A 20,248-nucleotide genomic window follows, 5' to 3' on the forward strand; every position below is an offset into this window, starting at 1 on the left:
ACCCAGAAGAATCCCCCGACTCGCGGACTGGAAAGTCCGCGCTACTTTCCCCCCAGCACGAAAACGACGACCTGCTCGACATCCGCGACGTCACCGGCAAGCAGTTCATCGAAACCCGGCTGATGCGCGGCGTCACCATTCGCGAAGACAACGCCGTGGCCGCCCTGGAGGTGATGTCGCGCTTCGCCCTGCACCCCAAGTGGCTGCTGTACCTGCCGCCCACCATGTCGCCCACCGAAACCTCGGCCCTGCCCGACCTGCTCGAACACCCCGCCGAGGCCTTCGACTACTACAAGCGCCTCGGCGTGGAGCGCGTGGTGTGCGAAGAAAAGCACATGGGCAGCCGCGTGGTCGTGGTGCTGGGCCGCGACGAAGCCGCCATCCAGCGCCGCCTCGGCCTCGTGGGCGAAGGCATCGGCAAGTGCTACACCCGCACCGGCCGCAACTTCTTCACCGATGCCGCCCTCGAAACCGCCTTCCTCGCCCGCCTGCGCGACGCCCTGAGCACCGCTAGCTTCTGGGAGAAATTTGACACCGACTGGGTTTGCCTCGATGCCGAGCTGCTGCCGTGGTCGGCCAAAGCCCAGGAGCTGGTAAAGAACCAGTACGCCGCCGTGGCCGCCGCCGCCCTCGCCGCCCTGCCCCAGGTCGAAGCCGCCCTCACCGAAGCCGCCGCCCGCGACCTCGACGGTGCCGAAGCCCTGCTGGCCCGCACGACAGCACGCCACCAGGCCGCCGCCCACTACGCCGCCGCCTACCGCCGCTACTGCTGGCCCGTGCACTCCCTCGACGACCTCAAACTAGCGCCCTTCCATCTATTAGCCACCGAAGGCAAGACGTACTTCGACCGCGACCACGCCTGGCACATGGAAACCCTGCGCACCCTCGCCCTCGCCGACCCCAGCCTGCTCCGCGCCACGCCTTACCGCGTCGTCCCTCTCCACGACCCCGCCGAAGTAGAAGCCGCCATCCAGTGGTGGACCGACCTCACCGCCGCCGGGGGCGAAGGCATGGTGGTGAAGCCCTACGATTTCGTGCCCCAGGGCAAAGGCGGCCTGCTCCAGCCCGCCCTCAAGTGCCGGGGCCGCGAGTACCTGCGCATCATCTACGGCCCTGATTACCTGCTGCCCGGCCACCTCGACCGCCTCCGCCAGCGCAACGTGAAAGCCAAGCGCAACCTCGCCCTGCGCGAGTTCGCTCTCGGCGTCGAGGGCCTCGAACGCTTCGTGGCCGGCCAGCCCCTGCGCCGCGTGCATCAGTGCGTCTTCGGTGTGCTCGCGCTGGAAAGCGAGGCCGTGGACCCGCGGCTGTAGCAACCCAGTAGGGCAACCCCACTTGGCATCCATTCAGCATCCTTTTTCTCCACCCATGAAACGCCTTCACCTGTTGATTTTTACAATTCTCCTGAGCATTTGGATGGGAAGGGAGCACGCGGTGGCCAGAGCCTTCGCTGCCAAGCCCGCTTATATGGAACTCAAGGTATACCACATCAAAACCAGCCGACAGGAAGCGTTGATAGACAGCTTCCTGCAACGACAATACCTGCCGGCAATGCGCGCCGCCGGCATTGCCACCATTGGCGTGTTCAAACCCATTGGCAACGACACGGCGGCCGACAGAAGCATCTACGTGCTAACGCCTTATGCTTCGCTCGGCCAGTGGGAGAAAGTGGGCAAGGAAACCACCGCCAAACTGCTGGCCGCTGGGGGAGCCTACGTGAATGCGGCGCACAAAAACCCCGCCTACACCCGCCTGGAAACCGTTTTCATCAAGCCCTTCGAGGAGATGAGCGGCTTGGCGGCCCCCAAGCTCGACGCGCCCAAAAGCGAACGGGTGTATGAATTGCGGAGCTACGAAGGAGCCAGCGAGAAAATATTCCGCAACAAAGTGCAGATGTTCAACGCCGGCGGCGAAGTTAAGCTATTTGCCCGCTTGGGCTTTAATGCCGTTTTCTACGGCGAAGTTGTTTTCGGTTCGAAAATGCCGAACCTGCTGTACCTGACTTCCTTCGCCAACATGCCCGCCCGCGATGCCCATTGGAAAGCCTTCGGCAGCGACCCGGAATGGAAGAAGCTTTCTGCGCTGCCTGAATACCAGAACAACGTGTCGCACATCGACATCACCTTTCTGCGCCCGACCGATTATTCGGGGCTTTGAGGAAAGGCTGTGCTATGACCAATGCGCAAGATTTGTGCACGAGATTTTCTGCGCTAGGTGCACCGAGGCGTCCTCGGCGTGCGGGGGCTGGCGGGTGAGGCCGTGGCCGCAGGGCAGTAACGCCAGAAGTGCGCTGCCAACAGATGAGTACAGGTAAGTTGAGCAGCCACAATTGCTACTTTCGCAGATGTTGCCGCTCCTTACTTTGCTCTCAGATGCAGAATTCCGTTCACGCTATTGTTTACCACGCCGCTAAATCCTGGGCTTATGCGCTCGGATGGGGGGGGGCGCTGGCTGTTTGCCCGGCTGCGGCCCAGGCCCAAACGGCCAAAACCTTGCAGGGCGACATCCGGGTGCACGACCCCGTCATGATAAAGCAGGGCGACACGTACTACGTTTTTCACACCGGCAAGGGCGTCGCCATCAAAACGTCGAAAGACAAGGTGCACTGGCAAAATGCCGGCAGCGTATTTGCCCCCACGGCCTTGCCCGCGTGGCACAAGCAGGACATTCCCGGGCAGGACGGCAGCCTTTGGGCCCCCGACATCAGCTACCGCAACGGCAAATACCACCTTTACTATTCGGTATCGGCCTGGATGAACTTCAATTCCAGCATCGGCTACGCCACCAACACCACCCTCGACCCCGCCGACTCCGCCTACAAATGGGTGGATGAAGGCCAGGTCATCAGTTACAGAAACGGTGGCCAGGGCGTCAACGTCATCGACCCCAACCTCTTCGTCGACACCGACAAGAAAGCGTGGCTGTTTTACGGCTCCTACAAAGCCGGCCTGCGCGCCGTGGAAGTGGACCACAAAACCGGCAAGCTCAAGAGCGCCGCCCCGGCCCTGAGCACCATTACCCCGGCGCTGGGCGAGGGCGTTTTCGTCCTGAAAGGCCCAACGTATTACTACATCTTTGCCTCGCGCGGCATCTGCTGCAAGGGCAACGAGAGCAACTACCAAGTGGTAATGGGCCGCGCCGCCAGCGTGACGGGCCCGTACCTAAACAAAGCCGGCGAAAGCTGGCTCAATAACAAATACACCGTCTTGCTGGCCGGCAACGAGGCGGAGCCCGGCCGCGGCCACAACGGTTTTTATACCGAAGGCGACTCCACGTTTATCGTGTACCACGCCTACACCCGCGCCGCCGAGGGCGCCTCGCAATTGCGGATTCAGCCCGTGTACGTGGACAAAGAGGGCTGGCCATCGCTCGACCCTGCCGACCGCAAGCTATTCCCAGTGATAACGGGGGTGAAATTCGGAAAATAATAAGGCTTGAAACGGGGGGCGTCGGGCCCTAATTAATAGGCTTGAAGCAATAAAACAAGGGCGTTCAGGTCTACTTCCGTGTAGGCCTTCATTTCTTCCTTGTTTTCCAGCACCTTCATGCCGCGCATTTTTTGCGGGTCGAGCTGCTTCATTTGCGGCGCCGAAATTGGAACGCCGTTTAGTAAAATCAGCACGTTGTAGAATTTGTCGGCCTTGTTGGTGCGTTCGACAACGGCATTAATTTTTGCCGCATCTACCTTCACCGGCGCAGGAAATACTGCCGGCCCCGCGAAAGTATTAGTGCCCGGAGTCGCGCCCGGCGTGGTGGCGCCATTGGCCAACTCCTTTTCAAAATCGGCCACTTGCCGGCCGAACAGCTGCCGCCCGAGCTGGGGCGTTTGCTCACGAAGCAACTGCTTCACCTGAGCTTCGGGCGCGTGGGTCAGCAGGTATGCGAGCAGCGCGCCGCCCACGGCGTACAATTGCTTTTCGGAGAAGGCGTTGGGCTGCTCCCACATCTTCCACACGTCCACGGAACCGCCCGCAAATTGCCGAGCGGTTTGCAGCCGGTCGGCGCCGCTTAGGTCGAAGCAGACGGCCACCCCTTCGCTGATGAGCCGGTGTTGCTGGATGGGGCGCAGGCCGAAATGCAGCAGCTGATGAGCAATTTCGTGGCCCCGGTTCTGGCCCCGCAGCACGTGAATGGTGAGCAGTTCGGGCACCGTGAACCCCAAATCCTGACCGGTCACTCGCAGCGCGTCGGCGCGGTCGTCCCACACGAAGAAATCAACCTTGCGCGGCAGCGCGGCCTGGAAAAAGCGGTTGTTGGTTTCATACGCCTGCTCGTGAATGGCCGCGAAGGCTTCCGGCGAACTTAGGTTTTTCGGCGCCTGAAAGTGGAAGCGGAAATGCGTGGTTTCCAGAGTTTGCCACTTCTTGGTGGCCAGCTCCTGGGCGCGCAGCAGGCCAAGACGCTTGCTGGCGTAGGCCGAGGCATTGCGGGAGCCGTTGGCTGCTACCGCCGCTTCCAGGGCAGCCTTGGCGCGGGCGTGGTCCTGCAGGGCGTAGTGGCAGGTGCCCAGCAAGGCGTGGCTCCAGGCCTTCACGTCGGGCGGAGCAGTGGCCGCCGTGGCGCTTTTGGTGAGGTAGGGAATGGCCGCCTGAAACTCGTTTTTATCGACGTAGGCGCGCCCAACAATGTTGTTTGTAATGGGCTGTTCGCCATCTGCTTTAAGCTCCTGCTCGCCGCGCGCAATGACGGCGTCAAATTGCCCTGCACCGTATAATTTAATTAATTCATCCTTGGCCGACTGGCCGCGAACCGGCAGCGCAGCAACGAAAACAACCAGCCACGCAAAAAAGTAAAAGCGGCAATTCATACGAGTTAAATAGCAGAACAAAGTTTCAATTATTGCGTCGGGTAAAGGGTTGTTTGGTGTGCCGTACTGGAGTAAGTCACCACAGTGCCCCGGTCGAGTAGGTGCCGCTTTGCGCTCAGGAATTGCCGGAGCCGGCCGCGATGCCTTCAAAGATGGAGGCTACGAAAGTAACGCGACGCGTCGGCGAATGCTACTTTCGCTTTCTGGCAGACCGCCATCATTGGTGGCGGTTTGCCAGACATTTTTAGACTCATCCCATGCTCACCCGCATCCAAGCCGCCTTGGCCCAACTCGAAGCCACGCGCGGCATCCGGGTTCTCTACGCCTGCGAGTCGGGCAGCCGGGCCTGGGGCTTCCCCTCGCCCGATTCGGACTACGACGTGCGCTTCATCTACTGCCATCCGTCGGCCTGGTACCTGACGCTGGACGAAGGACCGGACACGCTCAATTTTCCCGTGGACGACGAGCTGGACCTGGCGGGCTGGGAGCTGCGCAAAGCCCTGCGCCTGCTGCGCGGCTCCAATGTTTCGCTTTTTGAGTGGCTGCAGTCGCCAGTGGTGTATCACGAAGCCTTGGACTTTCGAGCCCGGCTGGCGCCGCTCTTGCCCGCGGCCTTCAACCTGAAAGCGGGCCTGCACCACTACCTGGGCCAACTCCGGCGCGGCGTGGAAGAAGACTTGCTGCCCGACGCCGTCCGGCTAAAACGCCTGTTTTATGCCCTGCGCGCGGCTCTGGCCGTCCGCTGGATTCGGGAGCGGCACACGCTGCCTCCCATGGAGTTTGCCCCGTTGGGGGCGCTGCTGCCACCCCACCTTGCCGCAACGGTAGCCGAGCTGCTGGCTAGTAAAGCTGCGGCCGACGAGAAGACCACCGTGCCGCGCCCTGATGCGTTGGTTGCGTTTTTGCAGGCTGAATACGTCGCTGGCCAGGCGGCGCGGGAAGCCTTGCCAGTGGCCCGGGCGGGCAGTGTAGCCAACGAGCTGGACGCGTTGTTTCGGACACTGTTAGGCGAGGTGTAGCGCGGGATTATTATCCTCGGGAGCAGTTCCTGAGGACAACAGTGCATCAGGCCTCGTGTGGCCTCTCTTCGTTCGCGGACTAAAAGTCCGCGCTACATTCGTTCATGACCATTGCTGAGCTGCGCCGCCACAACCTTATTCTCTTTGAAGCCATCAGCGGGAGCCGGGCTTATGGCACCAATCTGCCGCATTCTGACACCGATTTGAAGGGCGTTTTCATTCTGCCAGAAGCCCATTTTTTTGGCCTCGACTACGTGCCGCAGGTGGCCAATGAAACCAATGACGAAGTGTTTTATGAACTGCGCCGTTTTGTCGAATTACTGTTAAAGAACAATCCCACGGTGCTGGAATTATTAGGCACACCGAGCGACTGTATCGTTTATAAACATTCACTTTTTGAGCAGTTTCAAGCCAAGGATTTCCTCTCCAAGCTCTGCCGCCAAAGCTTTGCTGAATATGCGGTAGCCCAAATTCGCAAGGCGAAGGGATTGAATAAGAAAATCAATCATCCTGAGCCGCCAGCCCGCAAATCGGTGCTTGATTTCTGCTACGTGACGGCCGGCGCGGGCGCCCAGCCGGTGGATGCTTGGCTCAGCCGGCATGGGTATGCTGCCGAGCAATGTGGTTTGGTCAATGTGCCCCATCTCACCGACTTATATGCCTTGTTTGTAGATGCAACGCCGGAGCGCAACTGTGGCTATCGTGGCCTTATCCGGGACCCCGAAACGTCGCAGGATGTGCTGCTGTCGGCCGTGCCAAAAGGGGAGGTGCCAATAGCGTATTTATCCTTCAATCGCAATGGCTACAGCACGTATTGCCGGGTATTTCGCGAGTACTGGGAATGGGTTGAAAAGCGCAACGCCGAACGGTACAAAAACACGGTGCAGCACGGCAAAAATTACGATGCTAAAAACATGCTGCACGTGTTCCGACTGCTGCAAATGGCCCACGAAATAGCCGAACACGGGCAATTAAATGTGCGACGACCTAACCGGGAGTTTCTATTGCAAATTCGGCGCGGCGAATTTGAATACGAAGCCCTCGTAACCGAGGCGGAACAATTAGTAAGTCAGGTAGAAGCTGCATTTGCCGCGTCGCCGCTGCCCGAAGCACCTAATAAAGAATTCGCCGAGCAATTGTTAATACAAGTACGACACGCTTTCTACAAAGCAGCGCAGACAGAAAAATTAGCTTCGGAATAATTAGCAGGACACAGGCTTGAAGCCTTTAACTAATTGACTTAGGTTTATTCGTCTATTTCCCAACCATCTTATTCCGCGCGCCTTTAAACTCCGACCCTTCGCGCCACTTCGGAAACGTGGTTTCGCTGGCCAGGCGCTGGCCGACGCGGAAGTAGAGCTGGGCATCTTCGGCGATGCCGCTGAGGTCCCAGGTGGGGTCCAGCTGGTCGGCGGGCTTGTGGTACATGTTGGTGGTGTAGTTCTGGCGCTTTTCGGCGATGTAGGCCTTGCCTTGGGTGCGGTGTTCGAAGCCGCCGCTGGCGTAGAGCGAGGGCACGCCCACGTGGGCAAAATTGAAGTGGTCGGAGCGGTAGAACATGCCGGTTTCGGGCGTTTGGTCGGGGAGGACGTACCGGCCTTGCTCCTTGGCGGCCATGCGGGCGTAGTCCTCCAGCTCCGACTGCCCGTAGCCGATGACGGTGAGGTCCTTCATGCGGCCGTAGGGCCAGAGCATGTCCATGTTGAGGTCGGCCACGGTTTTGGCCAGCGGAAACGGCGGGTGCTGGGCGTAGTAGGCCGAGCCCAGCAGGCCCTGCTCTTCGCCGGTCACGGCCAGGAACACGATGCTGCGGGCGGGCTTTTCCTTGGCCGTTTGGTAGGCTTTGGCGATGCTGAGCAGGGCGGCCAGGCCGGTGCCGTCGTCCACGGCGCCGTTGTAGATGGAGTCGCCGGCAATGGCTTTGCCCACGCCAAAATGGTCCCAGTGGGCCGAGTAGATGATGTATTCGCCGGCGCGGGTGGTGCCGGGCAGCACGGCCAGCACGTTTTTGGAGGTTTGGCGGCGCAGCTTGTTTTGCAGGCTGGTGCTCATGCTCAGGCCCAGAGCGCGGGGCCGGAAGCCGCGCTGGTTGGCGGCGGCGTACAGCGCCTCGTAGTTCTGGCCGGCGGCCGTGAAGAGGCGTTTGGCGGCGTCGAGCGTCAGCCAGCCTTCCACGGCGCACTTGCTGGCGCCGCGGTCGGGCGTTTGGGGGCGCAGCTTGGGGCCCACGGCGCCGCTCAGCACCACGCTCCAGGGGTAGGCGGCGGGCTTGGTGTCGTGCACGATGAGGATGCCGGCGGCGCCGTGGCGGGCGGCTTCCTCGTATTTGTAGGTCCAGCGGCCGTAGTAGGTCATGGCCTTGCCCTTGAACATCGTGGAGTCCTGGCCCGCGTTGCCGGGGTCATTCACGAGCACCACCACGGTTTTGCCCTTCACGTCGAGGCCGGCGTAGTCGTCCCAGCCGTACTCGGGCGCCACCACGCCGTGGCCGGCAAACACCAGCGGCGAGTTGGTCACTGCCACGGTGGGCTGCTCGCGCTGCGTGAATACCACGTAATCGGTCTTGTACTGCAAGCTCAGCTTCTGGCTCTTGCCTTCAATTTGCATGGTCGGGGCCGGCGTCACGCTGATTTCCACCATGGGCACCGGTTGGAAATAGCTGCCGTCGGGCCCCGGCTGCAGGCCCAATTGCTTGAGCTGTGCCGCCAGGTAGTTCGTGATGCGCTCTTCGCCCACCGTAAACGGCTTGCGGCCCTGCATCTCATCCGACGACACGGCCTGGAGGTAGGTACCCAACTCCGTGGCCTGAATGGCGTTGGTAGCCGCCGCGGGTGCTCCCGTGGTGTCGGCCGCCGCCGTGTTGCCCGTTGTGGCGGTGGTTTCGGAAGTATTCTTCGATTGGCAGCCCGTGAGGAACAGGGCCAAAAGCCCAGCCGGGAGCCACGGCGAGGCACAGGAGCGCAAAGGCGTAAGGAAAGACATGAATAAGCAAGCTGACCGTCGAAACGGGGTAATTAATGGGCTCAAGGTACTTGACATTCGTGAACGCCCGCAGCTCGCGCCGGCATAATTCCAAGAGCCTGTCCGAAAAATAAAGTGAACGTCCTGCTGATTTTGCCGCAGCACTTCTACCACGCCACCCGTCATCCTGAGCTTGCGAAGGACCTTCTCACGTTCCAACGAGTCGTTCGGGTGTGAGCGAGATGCTTCGCCGCGCTCAGCAGGACAGGCAGTTCAGTCAAGATGCTTCGACAAGCTCAGCAGGACGTTGTTTTTTCGGGCTCATCGTTTTTTGGGTTGGTGCTGAATCGTGGGTCGTTGATGAGCGGCCAAAGCGTCAACAGTCGCTAGAAACAGGGGCAATTCCTTAATCCACGTCCTCGCAATCGGCTTGCACGTTGGTGAATAGCCGGTTGAACTGCTCGTCGAGTTCCTGGTTGCGCTGCACCCGGCGGATGGTGGTGTTCACGCAATTGAACCAGCCATACGTGAGCAAATCAATCTTCGCGTGCAGCAACTGCTCCGACAGGTCCGCTTCCGCATTGCCCCGCGAAGCGTACGGCTCCGAACTGCCGGTGAGCTGGCCTTGCTCCTTCACAAAATCCCGCCAGTTGCTCAGCGTGAGGCTGTCATTTTGGGTCGCCAAGCCTTGGATGTATTTTTTGCAATTTTCGGGCGACTTGCTGAGCAAAACGGCCGGGTTGCGAAACGCCTCGATGTATAATTTGTGCGCCTGGTAATCGTCCTCAATCTCCTGGATGGCCTGTTTTTTCAACCGGACCCAGGTGGGCTGTGGCACCACCCGCATGCTGCGAATGCGCTTGATGCCGCGCTCGTACTGCGCCCTCAGCGTGTCCAAGCTCAAGCGGGCCAGGTCGGCGGGACGGTGCACGGTGGCGTTGGAGGTGAACACCATGGTGCTGCCGGACAGCATCAGCCGGTGCACGTTGTCTAGCTGCGCCTTTGAATACCGGCGCGGGTTGTAGCGGCCAGTGAATTGGCACATGTCCGACTCCGAACCCCAGGTGTAGGTCGCCAGCGTGTCGGCCGGCGCGGCGGGCGGGGCGGCGGCTTCGCGCGGGGCTGCCGCGGCCGGCGGGCGCTTCCCGGCGGGCTTATCCGGGGAGCACGAGCTGGCGAAAACAAGCAGGAAGCAGCAGAAACGAGCGGTATTCAAGGCAATCGGGCAATGGCTACGCCAGGCCGCGTAGACGCGGCCAAATATACAGGCGGCGCGGGGCCGCCATGGCGGGGGTTATTGCCGGGGCACCAGCTTCACGCCGGTATACAGCTGCGGGCTGTTCACCGAAGCCACGGGCTCAATGGTCAGCCGTTTGTCGTATTGGCTCACGTTGGCCACCTTCAGCAGGGAGGTATAATCCGAAGTGAGGCCGTGCTTGGTTTTGATGAAGAAGCTGTTGACGCGCAAGGTGGCGGGGTCGTAGCTCACCATCAGGGCCGTGGTGTCGCGCCAGTAGGTATAGTTGGCTTCCGTGCTGCCGCTGGGCAGGTCGCGAGGCGTTTTGTCGTGGTCGGGCCGGATAGACTGGCTCACCAACGGCCGCGCAATCTCGTCGGCGTTGAGCCCAATCAAAGCCGGCACGTCAAACGCCCGGTTGACGTCGAGGGCGCGGGTCGAAACCGGGGCGTCGGCGGCGGGTTGGTCGGTGCTGGCGCAGCCCAGCAGCAAGGCAAAGGGGAGGAGGTAGCTGTAGCGCTTCATCGGTGTCAGGTACGGTTGAAAGTCCTGATACGGAGGAGGCTAGAAAATTGCCGAATGTGGCCGTGAAATTTATGAAAACCTCACGGCCTCAGCACGCTAGCCGTAAAGCGGTAGGGCAAGGCAGGGCCGTTTGGGCAAGCCGGCGGTGGGCGGGATTAGCCCAGTTCCACCTCGGGCGAAGGGGCCCGTTGCGCCCGCCAGTCGGTGAGGGCGTACACCAGCAGAAAAGCCACGCCCAGCCCAATGAATAAGTTGCGGGCCGTGGCACTCTGCGCAAAACCAAATAGCCACGGCGAGGCGATAAACATCAGCGCGCTCACCAGCTCAACCCCGCCGTGCACGCGAAACGGTATCCACTTGAAAAAGCCAAACGGCATGTTGGTGAGCAGCGCCACCACCAAATACCCTGCGCCCAGTGCATAGCACACCCAAGCGAATTCATCGGTGAAAGCAAACGCAAACGGCAGGGCCAGGAAAACGCCGGACATCACGTAGTCGATGATGCCGTGCAGAGCGGGTGAGATAATCTTCATGGTAGTAGTGGGTGGAAGGGGGCCGGAGTTAGGAGGAATTACGGGCCGAATCGGGCCCGAGATATAGCCCGGCTTACTTTTACTGATGCTATGGATTAGCTTATTAGGTAAATTTGGCTTTTGCTGCTGCCGCCGGTTAGGAGCTCGGAAGCACTGGCTACTGCAGCGCCCCCAAGCCTCTTGCACTCTGTTCTCAACCGGTAGTGGGACGCCCACCAGGCACTTGTTCGCGGCAGCGTCGCGTCAATTTTTAAGCGGGCCTGGCTGGCCGATGCATCGTGCGAAGGGCGCAGGTAGGCACAGGTAGGCTCGGCCTGCCGGGGGCAATACTTTCATGCTCGATTACCCTAATGCCCTGGGTAATGAGCTGCTGAATAAGCCCCGGCCGCTAACTCTCTTCGACTTCTTTCTTGCCCACCCATGCGCTGCCTCCTTCCCATTAGCAAAAAAGTCCTGCTGCCGGCCCTGCTGCTGGCCGCCACGCCGCTGCTGGCCCAAACCCCCGCCAAAACCAACGACACCACCACGCCGCTGCATTTGCTCAAGCCCGATTACCCGGTGCCGTATGGCCAAGTGAAAGCCGAAGACGTGAAGCAGGTGCTCGACCGCGTGTACGCCTACCTCAACGCCGCTACGCCGGCCGAGCTGGTTGACAAAAAGACCAACGCGGCCATCACCGACCGCAAGAAATTCAACGCCGACGCCATCATCAAGCCCGGCGACTTCCGCCTCACCAGCTACGAGTGGGGCGTGACCTACGCCGGCATGCTGCGCGCCTCCGAAACCACCGGCGACCCCAAATACGCCGCCTACACCGCCAGCCGCCTCAAGTTTCTGGGCGAGCTGGTGCCCTACTACCGCGCCTACCAAACCGCTCACCCCGAGGCGCCCACCCCCGTGCGCTCGGTGATGCAGCCCCACGCCCTGGACGACGCCGGCGCCATTTGCGCGGCCATGATAAAAACGCAGCGCCTGGACCCCAAAGCCAACCTGCGGCCGATGATTGACAATTTCATGAGCTACATCATGACTAAGGAGTTCCGCCTACCCGACGGCACCCTGGCCCGCAACCGCCCGCAGCCCAATACCCTCTGGCTCGACGACCTGTTTATGAGCGTCCCGGCCATTGCCCAGATGGGCAAGCTCACCGGCGAGCGCCGCTACTACGATGAAGCCGTGAAGCAAGTCACGCAGTTTGCCCCGCGCATGTTCGATAAGCAAAAGGGCCTGTACATGCACGGCTGGGTGCAGGACATGGCCGAGCACCCCGAATTCCACTGGGCCCGCGCCAATGGCTGGGCCATCCTCACCAAAGTCGAGCTGCTCGACGTGCTGCCCGCCGACCACCCCGGCCGCCCCGCGGTGCTGGAGCTGCTGCGCGTCCACGCCCGCGGCCTCGCCGACCGGCAGCACGGCACCGGCTTCTGGCACCAGCTGCTCGACCGCAACGACTCCTACCTCGAAACCTCGGCCACGGCCATCTACGTCTACTCCATTGCCCACGCCGTGAACCAAGGCTGGCTCGACGCCAAAGTCTACGGCCCCATGGCCCTGCTGGCCTGGAACGCCGTGAGCACCAAAGTCAACGCCCAGGGCCAAGTGGAAGGCACCTGCGTGGGCACCGGCATGGGCTTCGACCCGGCATTCTACTATTACCGCCCCGTGAACGTGTACGCCGCCCACGGCTACGGCCCCGTGCTGCTGGCCGGCGCCGAAATTACGCAGCTGCTCAAGCAGCACCCGTATGGCATCAACGACAGTTCGGTGCAGACTCTGAAATAGTTCGGCAATAGCGAGCTGAAATTCTCATTACCAAGCACTAGTGATTTGCCGTCGAGCTACACGACGACATCCACCACTTCCACTATCACCAGGTCCCCGGCTTCCGGCGCGCTGGTTTCTTCCGGTGCCGGGGCAGGGGCGGAAGGTTGCTTTTTCCCATTGCGCAAGGCAGAGGCTAGCATGTATGCCGCGGCAAGGCCGGCCCCAACGGCCGCAATCTGGCCGGTGCGCTTAAGTGCTGAGGCAGTGGGTTTGCCGTCTGGCTGTTCTTTCCAGCCGCCGCTAATGGTGGTGCGGTTGCGGTCAGGCTCGTACAGGTTGCCAGGGGTGGGGTCGGCGGGCTTGTCCTGGAAATGCTGGTTTTCAATCATCTTCCGGAACTGCTTGTCGAACATGTTCGGCATCAGGACGCGCATAGCCCGGTTGAGGCGGCCCATGTTGCCGACCATTACTTCCTTCTTCGGGTGCTCTACCAGGCCGACGATGGCTGCGGCCACTTCTTCGGCGCGCACAATGGGCTTGGGGGGCTGCGCGGCCCGGCCCATGTAGTTAGCGGCGTGGCTAAACAGGGGCGTGTCGATAACGGCGGGCAGCACCGTGCACACGTGGATGTCGGGCTGGTCGGCCAGCTCCTGCGCCAGGCTCAGGCTCAGGCCGCGAATGCCAAATTTGCTCACGCTATAAGGCACGGAATACGGCTGGCCCGTGGTGGCAACCATGGAGGCCACATTGATGAGGACGCCCCGCCCTTGGGCCTTAAAATGGGGCAGCACGGCCCGCGCGCCCAAGATGTTTCCCATCACGTTGACTTCAAGCAGGCGCCGAATGTCGGCGGTCGGAATGTCTTCGAGGCGGCCCAACGTGTTGACCGAGGCATTGTTGACCCACACGTCGATGCGGCCGAAGGATTCGACGGCGCGACGGGCGAGCTCGTTCACGTCGTCTTCAACGGCGACGTCCGCGGCCACGGGCAGGGCCTGGCCGCCGGCCTGCTCGCATTCGTGGGCCAGCTCCTGCAAAGCCTGGGCGTCGCGGGCGGCTACCACCACGGCGTCGCCGCGCTCGGCAAAGGCCAAAGCCGTGGCACGGCCGATGCCGCTGGAAGCGCCCGTCACAACTACTACTTGGGATTGAACTTGTTTCATGGGGTTTAGTGGGAGAAGGTGGAGAATAACTGCAGCAATGCGCTGTCTTACAGTTTGTAATTCAAAGAGTTTGACTAGGTGGCACTGCCAGCGTGGGCGCGTTGCAGCGCGGGCCGCTAGTACATATGCTGGCCGCCGTTGATGCTCAGGTTGGAGCCGGTAATGAAGCCGGACTTGTCGGACACGAGGTAGGAAACCGCTTCGGCCACTTCGTCGATGTAGCCCATGCGGCCCACGGGAATTTGGGCCACAATCTGCTCGCGAATGTTCTCTGGCACGGCCATCACCATCTCGGTGCCGATGTAGCCGGGCGAAACGGTGTTCACCGTGACGCCGTATTTGGCCACTTCCAACGCCAGGGATTTGGTGAATCCGTGCACGCCGGCTTTGGCGGCCGAGTAGTTGGTTTGGCCGAACTGCCCCTTTTGCCCGTTGATGGACGAAATGTTGATGATGCGGCCGTACTTCCGCTCCATCATGCCGTTGATGACGTGCCGCGTGCAGTTGAAGACGCCGTCCAGGTTGGTGTTCATCACCGCGTCCCAGTCGGCTTTCGTCATCTTGCTGAAGCGGACGTCCCGCGCAATGCCGGCGTTGTTGATGAGGATGTCGATGGGCCCAATTTCGCCTTCAATGGCTTGCACCATGCGGCCCACCGAATCAAAGTCGGCCACGTCGCCCTGCCGCACGTCAATCTCGCAGCCCAGTTCCTCCAGCGCGTGCTGCAGCGCCTGGGCCTTGTCGGGGCAGCGGAAATTGCCCACCACCCGGCAGCCTTCCTCGTGCAGCCGCTTGCACAGCGCCGTGCCAATGCCCCCCGTACTTCCCGTAATCAGGGCAACTCTTCCGGTCTCTCTTTTCATGAGCTTGCTATTGTGGTGGCTCACGCCAATTCTTTCTGTTTCAAAAACTCCAATACTCCTTTGTTGAAAGCTTCGGGCCGCTGGTACTGCACAAAATGGCCGCAGCGCGGCACCACCACCAGTTTGCCGCGGGGCAGCTTCACGGCCTCGCGCGCCACCAGTTCGGCGTATTCCTGGCCCCTCAGGTATTGGTAGGGGCTCACTTTGTCGTCGGCCCCAACCACCAGCAGGGCCGGCTGCCTGACTTCGGTCAGGACGTGGTTCACCGATTCCAGCAGCATGCCTTCCACCGAGCGAAGCATGGTTTTTCCAAACACCGCGGCGTCGTTCTTGAAGAAGGCGAGCCGCTTGAGTAAGTCCCCGGCTTCCTGCTGCCTGTTGCAGAAGCCAATCATGACGTTCATCTGATTGTGGGTAAAGGCGTTGCCGCTGCCAACGATGCCGCTCGCCATGTTGATGAGCAGCTGCTTTTCCAGCGACGTGTAGGGCTCGATGCCGGCCGGCGACACCAGCACCAGCCGCTCCACGCGCTGCGGGGCTTTCAGGGCCGCCACAATGGCCGTTTGGCCCCCCATGGAATGGCCCACCAGCGTGGCCCGTTCGATGCCCAGCCGGTCAAGGAAAGCCAGCACCGTGTCGGCATAAAAGCGGATGGTGTAAGGGAAATCGGCCTTGGTGGAGTAGCCGTGGCCGGGCAAATCGAGCGCCAGGCAGCGGAAGTGCTTTTTGAACGCGTCAATGTTCTTGTGCCACGACGGGATGCCGCTGCCCATGCCGTGCACCAGCAGCAGCACGTCGGCGGCGCGGTCGCCTTCGTCGACGTAAGCAATTTCGAGGGCCTCGCTCAGCTGGATTTTATGGACGGAATACGGGTAAGGCACCCGGTCGCCGGGGTCCTTTTCGGTGGTCGGCATGCCGGAGTGGGCCCACTGGCTGGGGTGCCAGAGGGCTTTCCAAGCGTTGAGAAGATTATACATCAGGAGTCTCTTTCGTGTAACCAGTGGGCAATGCCGGGGGCCAGCTCGGTCTGCGACCGGGAGCCCACGAACACGCCGATGTGGCCCCCGGCAAACTTGGTGAGGCACTTGTCGGCGCTGCCCACCAGGTCGTTGAGGGGGATGGAAGCTTCGGGCGGCACGAGGTGGTCTTCGGCCGCGTAAATGTTGAGCAGCGGCATGGTGATGCGCCGCAAGTCGACGGACTGGCCGCCGAGCTGGAACTCGCCTTTCACCAGCTTATTGGCCTGGTATAAGTCCTTGATAAACTGCCGGAAGCACTCGCCGGCCTGGTTGGGGCTGTCGGCAATCCAGTGCTCCATGCGCAGGAAGTTGAGCAGCTGGGCGGGCTTGTCGACGGCGTTCAGGATGTTGACGTACTTGTTGGTTTTGAGCATGGGCTTGAGCTGCGCAAAGCCCGCGTTGAGCAGCTCGCCGGGCACGTTGCCGCCGTTGTCTACCAGCGCGTCCACGTCGAGGTGCCGGGCCCAGGTGGCCAGCATGTCGCGCGGCGTCGCAAAGTCGATGGGCGTCACCAGCGTCACCAGATTCTTTACCTTTTCGGGGTGCAGCGCCGCGTAGATGACGCTGAACGTGCCGCCCTGGCAAATGCCCATCAGCGTGAGGCCCCGGTGGCCGGTTTCGCGCTCCACCACGCCCACCGCATCGTGCAAATAGCCGTTGATGTACTCGTGCATGGTGAAGTACTTGTCCTCGGCCGCCGGGTAGCCCCAGTCGATGAGGTACAAATCGAGCCCCGCCGCCTGCAGATTGCGGATAAAGCTGCGGTCCTCCTGAATGTCCATCATCGCGTGCCGGTTCACCTGGGCATACACCAGCAGCACCGGCGTGCGCACGGTGGCCGGCGTGGCGCGCACGTAGCGGTACAGCGCAATCTTGTCCTTTTTCCAGACCAGCTGCTTGGGCGCCGTGCCCACTTCCAGCTCGTCAAGCTGCCGGAGGGCTTCGAAGCCCCGGGCCAGTTTGGCGGTGGTGGCCGCCAGCTCGTCTACCACGCTTTGCGGGGAAAGCCAATTCATGACTTGCCCTTTCTGCCTGCAGTGCCGGCGTCGCTGCTCTGAGCGGCTTCGGGCGCGGGGGCTGCTGGCTGGGCCGGAGCCGCCGCCGGTTCGTTGTTTTCCGGCCGGGCGTTTTGCATCTCACTCACGATGCGCTCCAGGTCGTTGATGCGGCCGCGCAATTCGTGGTTCACTTTGTATACTTCGTCCAGCTGCGAGCGTAACACCACCGGGTAGGGCTGAAGCAGCACCTCCATTTGCCGCTCGTAGGCCTTGTTCAGCTCCGAATTCAGCTTGATGAGCTCGCCTTGCAAGGCCGCGTACTCTTCGGTGTTGAACAGCGCGGTGAATTCCTGCTCGTTGATGGCCGACCATTCGTTGTAAAATTGGTTGAAATCGGTGGGCGGGTTGCCGGCCTGGGCGCGCTCGGTAGTGGCGCGCATCACCTTTTCCCAGGCGGCCACGCTGTGCTGGTAAAACAGCCCCTGCAGCTGGTTGAGCTTGGCCATGTAATTGCCCCACTGCTGCATCAGCTCCACCACCGACTGCGCCGAGGGCATGGTGCCCGTGCTGGTGGAGCCCACAAACGGGGCAACGCTGCGCTGGGCCGTCTTCATCATTTCACCGTACCACGACAGGAGGCTCTGCGGGTTGAGCTGGCTCATGGCGTTGAAAAACGGCAGGCCGTTGCCCATCATCGGCCCGAAGCTTTTGCTGGCTTCCGAGAAGGCGTCGCCCCACAGTTTCAGCCCTTGCAGGCTCTGGTCCATAAACGCCCGGGCCGGCGTCACGGCATCGAACCCAAACAGCTTGTCGACAAAGGCCTTGAAGCCCTGCTGGTCAATCAGCTTCCAGAATTCCTGGGGCTGGAAGCTGTTGTTCTGCATGGCACTCAGCACCGGCTGCCACAGCTGCATCAGCCGGGTGTAGATGTCCGAGCTTTTGAGCATGTTGGTGAATGCATCGCGCAAGCCGCTGTGGCCGAACAGGTTGACCGCACCGCCGCCCGGCATGAACGGCGCCTGCATGTTCTGCATCATTGCCTGGAAGGACTGCATCCAGTGCTGTTGCATCTTGGTAGCGTCGTCCCAGCTGTTTTTTTGCTCGTTGGTGAGCTTTTCGGTCATTTCGCGCCAATCGTTCACCAGCTTGGTGGTGGCGTTGTACCAGGTGTCAAAAACCGTTGCGGTCTGTTCCATGAGTGGATGGGTTAGGTAAATAGACCCGTAAGCGCCTGGCATCGAGGTGGATTTTGACAGTGCCAAAATTCCAGCCTCAACCATTGCAAACAAGGGGTAACGGTCTGTTTTTACGGGCCTTAGAGTAGATGTTTATACTCATTTAATCCCGGAAAGCCCGTAATCCACTGCGTTGGAACTACGCAGCAACCGGTATTAAACGGTAGGGGAGCCCTCCGTAAATGCCTCGGATTTGTTGTAGCGAGGCACGGCCGCCTATGCTACCAACCATTGGTCCTTCCACGCCCAGCGCTACGGCGTGCTTGCCGGCGCCTTTGGAGCAGTGCATCAAGCAGTGGCGCCGGCGGCGGCTTCCCGGTCAGGACAGGTAAAAAAATTCCCGTTTAATGGTCGTTTACCGTTGCCCCGGGCAGGCGGTTTTTTACCCATTTGATTTGCCCGTTGTGGTTGGATTCGTGTTCGCACACGTGAAACCACTTGCAGTAATTATTGGTCGGGCCCCACGACCACGCGTTGTCGACGGCCATCAACCAATCATCGTTGCGCTTGCGCAGTTCTTGCAGGGTGGTTTGGCGCACGGCGGCCAGGGCCTCCAGGTAGTAGGGCAGGGGGCGGCCTTTGATGGTCTTTCGAGCGCGCTTGCCTAAGTCCATAGCGGCGTCCCATTGCCGTTTTATTGACGCGTCCCAGCTGCCCCATTTCTTGCCTTCAAAGGTGTGCAGCTGGTAGTAGCGCTCGGTGGCGGCCAGGTGCAGCAGCAGGCCCCCGATGGTGTTGGCCCGGGCGTCGTGCAGGTAGTCCAGCTGGGCCACGGTTAGCCCTTGCACCGAGCCCAGCACCACGTTCCGCATCCACTCCAGCATGGAAACCATGGCGCCGACGTGAGGCGAATACCCCTCCCGCGGCCCCAGAATGTTGGGCCCCTGCGGCGGCGCACTCATGCTGCAACCCACCGAGGGCATCAGGCTCGCACTGGCTACACCGGCAGCAATAGCGCCCGCCCGCTGCAAAAAACGTCGGCGGCCGACGGGAAAACCTGTCTTTTTCATAAGGACTAGTTACCCGCCGCTACCCAACTAAACAAGCTGAACCAGAAGTACTTTCGAGGAATTGCTGTTAGTTCAGCTATAAAATTCAGCGGACCAGATGTGGTTTAGCCGCTATTTGAGACTTGCTTTGCTGTATCGGCAGTGGCTCGGAACTGTTAGAGTGAGGCAACGAACTTCGGGTTTGAGAACAAATTTTAAAACAACCAACAAGCATTTACCTGTGGCTAAATCGTTTTTGCATCTGCGCCCTTTTCTCACGCTGCTGGCGTGGCTCTGCTTGGGTTTCAGCCCAGCCTTCGCCCAATCGACGCAGGTTCAGTACCTCTCCGGATTGGGCAAGGACGACCCCGTGAAGTGGGATTTTCAGTGTACCCGCGGCCGCAACAGCGGCAAATGGACCAAAATTGGCGTGCCGTCGAACTGGGAATTGCAGGGCTTTGGCACCTATAGCTACGGCTTTGCGAAAGAAGACCCGGAGGAAGCGGGCTTGTACCGGCGCACGTTTTCGGTGCCGGCGGCCTGGAAGCAAAAACACATTTTCATCGTATTCGACGGTTCCATGACCGACACGGAGGTGAAAGTGAACGGCCAACTGGCTGGCCCCATTCACCAAGGCTCGTTTTACCGGTTTCGCTACGACATCACCCCCCTGCTCAAAGTGGGCCAGAAAAACCTGCTGGAGGTGACGGTGCACAAGGTTTCGACCAATGCCACGGTGAACGACGCGGAGCGCACCGCCGACTTCTGGGTGTTTGGCGGCATTTACCGGCCGGTGTTTTTGGAAGCGTACCCGGAGCAGTACCTCGAGCGCATTGCCCTCGACGCCAAGGCGGACGGGTCGTTGCGGCTGGATGCCTACCTGGGCAACGCCCGGACGGCCACCACTGTGCAGGCCCAGGTGAAAACCCGCGCCGGGCAGCCGGTAGGGGCCCCCATCACGGCCACCGTGGCGCCGGGCAGCACGCAGGTGCAGCTCACCGGCCAGGTGGCGAACCCGGCGCTGTGGTCGCCGGAATTCCCCAACCTCTACCGGGTAGAAGTGACGCTCAAGGACGGGACCACCACGCTCCACACCCTGACGGAAACCCTGGGCTTCCGCACGGTGGAGCTGCGC

17 protein-coding genes and 1 pseudogene are annotated in these 20,248 nt (G+C 61.0%); 7 read left to right on the forward strand and 11 right to left on the reverse strand.

The genetic code is table 11. From position 1 onward, the window contains the following. From VF629_RS03110 to VF629_RS03120, 3 genes and pseudogenes are all read left to right on the forward strand, one after another. Positions 1 to 1,313 (forward strand): annotated as a pseudogene (locus VF629_RS03110) (polynucleotide kinase-phosphatase); the annotation flags it as partial. 55 nt (positions 1,314 to 1,368) lie between these two features. After that, positions 1,369 to 2,157: an NIPSNAP family protein gene (locus VF629_RS03115; protein ID WP_331056990.1), complete on the forward strand. Its 789-nt coding sequence runs from the start codon at positions 1,369 to 1,371 to the stop codon at positions 2,155 to 2,157. A gap of 215 nt (positions 2,158 to 2,372) precedes the next feature. After that, entirely contained in the window at positions 2,373 to 3,428 is a 1,056-nt protein-coding gene (locus VF629_RS03120; RefSeq protein ID WP_331056991.1) for an arabinan endo-1,5-alpha-L-arabinosidase, read from the forward strand. A gap of 32 nt (positions 3,429 to 3,460) precedes the next feature. Here VF629_RS03120 and VF629_RS03125 read toward each other — a convergent pair whose 3' ends face one another. Beyond that, on the reverse strand, positions 3,461 to 4,807 hold the full coding sequence (locus VF629_RS03125; protein ID WP_331056992.1) for a hypothetical protein: 1,347 nt from the start codon (positions 4,805 to 4,807) through the stop codon (positions 3,461 to 3,463). A gap of 257 nt (positions 4,808 to 5,064) precedes the next feature. Between VF629_RS03125 and VF629_RS03130 the strand changes: the two genes are divergently transcribed. Next, complete coding sequence (locus VF629_RS03130; RefSeq protein WP_331056993.1) at positions 5,065 to 5,826, forward strand: nucleotidyltransferase domain-containing protein; 762 nt, start codon at positions 5,065 to 5,067, stop codon at positions 5,824 to 5,826. A 104-nt stretch (positions 5,827 to 5,930) separates the two neighbouring features. Then, the gene (locus tag VF629_RS03135; RefSeq protein ID WP_331056994.1) at positions 5,931 to 7,028 is read left to right on the forward strand and encodes a DNA polymerase beta superfamily protein; all 1,098 of its coding nucleotides are present in this window, start codon (positions 5,931 to 5,933) and stop codon (positions 7,026 to 7,028) included. 52 nt (positions 7,029 to 7,080) lie between these two features. Here the strand turns inward: VF629_RS03135 and VF629_RS03140 are convergent, their stop codons facing one another. The 4 genes from VF629_RS03140 to VF629_RS03155 form a co-directional block, all read right to left on the reverse strand. Then, positions 7,081 to 8,808 carry a M28 family metallopeptidase gene (locus VF629_RS03140; RefSeq protein WP_331056995.1) on the reverse strand — a complete coding sequence of 576 codons (1,728 nt, stop codon included), beginning with the start codon at positions 8,806 to 8,808 and terminating at the stop codon, positions 7,081 to 7,083. 385 nt (positions 8,809 to 9,193) lie between these two features. Further along, positions 9,194 to 10,003: a hypothetical protein gene (locus tag VF629_RS03145; RefSeq protein WP_331056996.1), complete on the reverse strand. Its 810-nt coding sequence runs from the start codon at positions 10,001 to 10,003 to the stop codon at positions 9,194 to 9,196. A gap of 78 nt (positions 10,004 to 10,081) precedes the next feature. After that, positions 10,082 to 10,549: a hypothetical protein gene (locus tag VF629_RS03150; RefSeq protein WP_331056997.1), complete on the reverse strand. Its 468-nt coding sequence runs from the start codon at positions 10,547 to 10,549 to the stop codon at positions 10,082 to 10,084. 155 nt (positions 10,550 to 10,704) lie between these two features. Beyond that, complete coding sequence (locus tag VF629_RS03155) at positions 10,705 to 11,082, reverse strand: SPW repeat domain-containing protein (protein WP_331056998.1); 378 nt, start codon at positions 11,080 to 11,082, stop codon at positions 10,705 to 10,707. A 420-nt stretch (positions 11,083 to 11,502) separates the two neighbouring features. Here VF629_RS03155 and VF629_RS03160 point away from each other — a divergent pair, with 420 nt between their 5' ends. Beyond that, positions 11,503 to 12,864, forward strand: coding sequence for a glycoside hydrolase family 88 protein (locus VF629_RS03160; protein ID WP_331056999.1), 1,362 nt, complete (start codon positions 11,503 to 11,505; stop codon positions 12,862 to 12,864). A 56-nt stretch (positions 12,865 to 12,920) separates the two neighbouring features. Here the strand turns inward: VF629_RS03160 and VF629_RS03165 are convergent, their stop codons facing one another. The 6 genes from VF629_RS03165 to VF629_RS03190 all read right to left on the reverse strand — a co-directional run bounded on the left by VF629_RS03165 (position 12,921) and on the right by VF629_RS03190 (position 19,134). After that, positions 12,921 to 14,009, reverse strand: a complete 1,089-nt coding sequence (locus VF629_RS03165) for an SDR family oxidoreductase (RefSeq protein ID WP_331057000.1) — start codon at positions 14,007 to 14,009, stop codon at positions 12,921 to 12,923. A 116-nt stretch (positions 14,010 to 14,125) separates the two neighbouring features. Further along, positions 14,126 to 14,872: an acetoacetyl-CoA reductase gene (gene phbB, locus VF629_RS03170; RefSeq protein ID WP_331057001.1), complete on the reverse strand. Its 747-nt coding sequence runs from the start codon at positions 14,870 to 14,872 to the stop codon at positions 14,126 to 14,128. 20 nt (positions 14,873 to 14,892) lie between these two features. Beyond that, positions 14,893 to 15,849, reverse strand: coding sequence for an alpha/beta fold hydrolase (locus tag VF629_RS03175; protein ID WP_331057002.1), 957 nt, complete (start codon positions 15,847 to 15,849; stop codon positions 14,893 to 14,895). After that, positions 15,849 to 16,907, reverse strand: coding sequence for a class III poly(R)-hydroxyalkanoic acid synthase subunit PhaC (gene phaC, locus VF629_RS03180; RefSeq protein WP_331057003.1), 1,059 nt, complete (start codon positions 16,905 to 16,907; stop codon positions 15,849 to 15,851). Before phaC ends, VF629_RS03175 begins: the two co-directional genes overlap by 1 nt. After that, entirely contained in the window at positions 16,904 to 18,085 is a 1,182-nt protein-coding gene (locus VF629_RS03185; protein WP_331057004.1) for a poly(R)-hydroxyalkanoic acid synthase subunit PhaE, read from the reverse strand. Before VF629_RS03185 ends, phaC begins: the two co-directional genes overlap by 4 nt. 383 nt (positions 18,086 to 18,468) lie before the next feature. Continuing rightward, on the reverse strand, positions 18,469 to 19,134 hold the full coding sequence (locus VF629_RS03190) for a DinB family protein (RefSeq protein WP_331057005.1): 666 nt from the start codon (positions 19,132 to 19,134) through the stop codon (positions 18,469 to 18,471). A gap of 220 nt (positions 19,135 to 19,354) precedes the next feature. Here VF629_RS03190 and VF629_RS03195 point away from each other — a divergent pair. Then, positions 19,355 to 20,248 (forward strand): glycoside hydrolase family 2 protein (locus VF629_RS03195; RefSeq protein ID WP_331057006.1); only part of this gene is annotated, 894 nt, incomplete at its 3' end.

The sequence above is a fragment of the Hymenobacter sp. genome, from assembly GCF_036388155.1.
In the GTDB taxonomy this organism is placed as follows: domain Bacteria; phylum Bacteroidota; class Bacteroidia; order Cytophagales; family Hymenobacteraceae; genus Hymenobacter.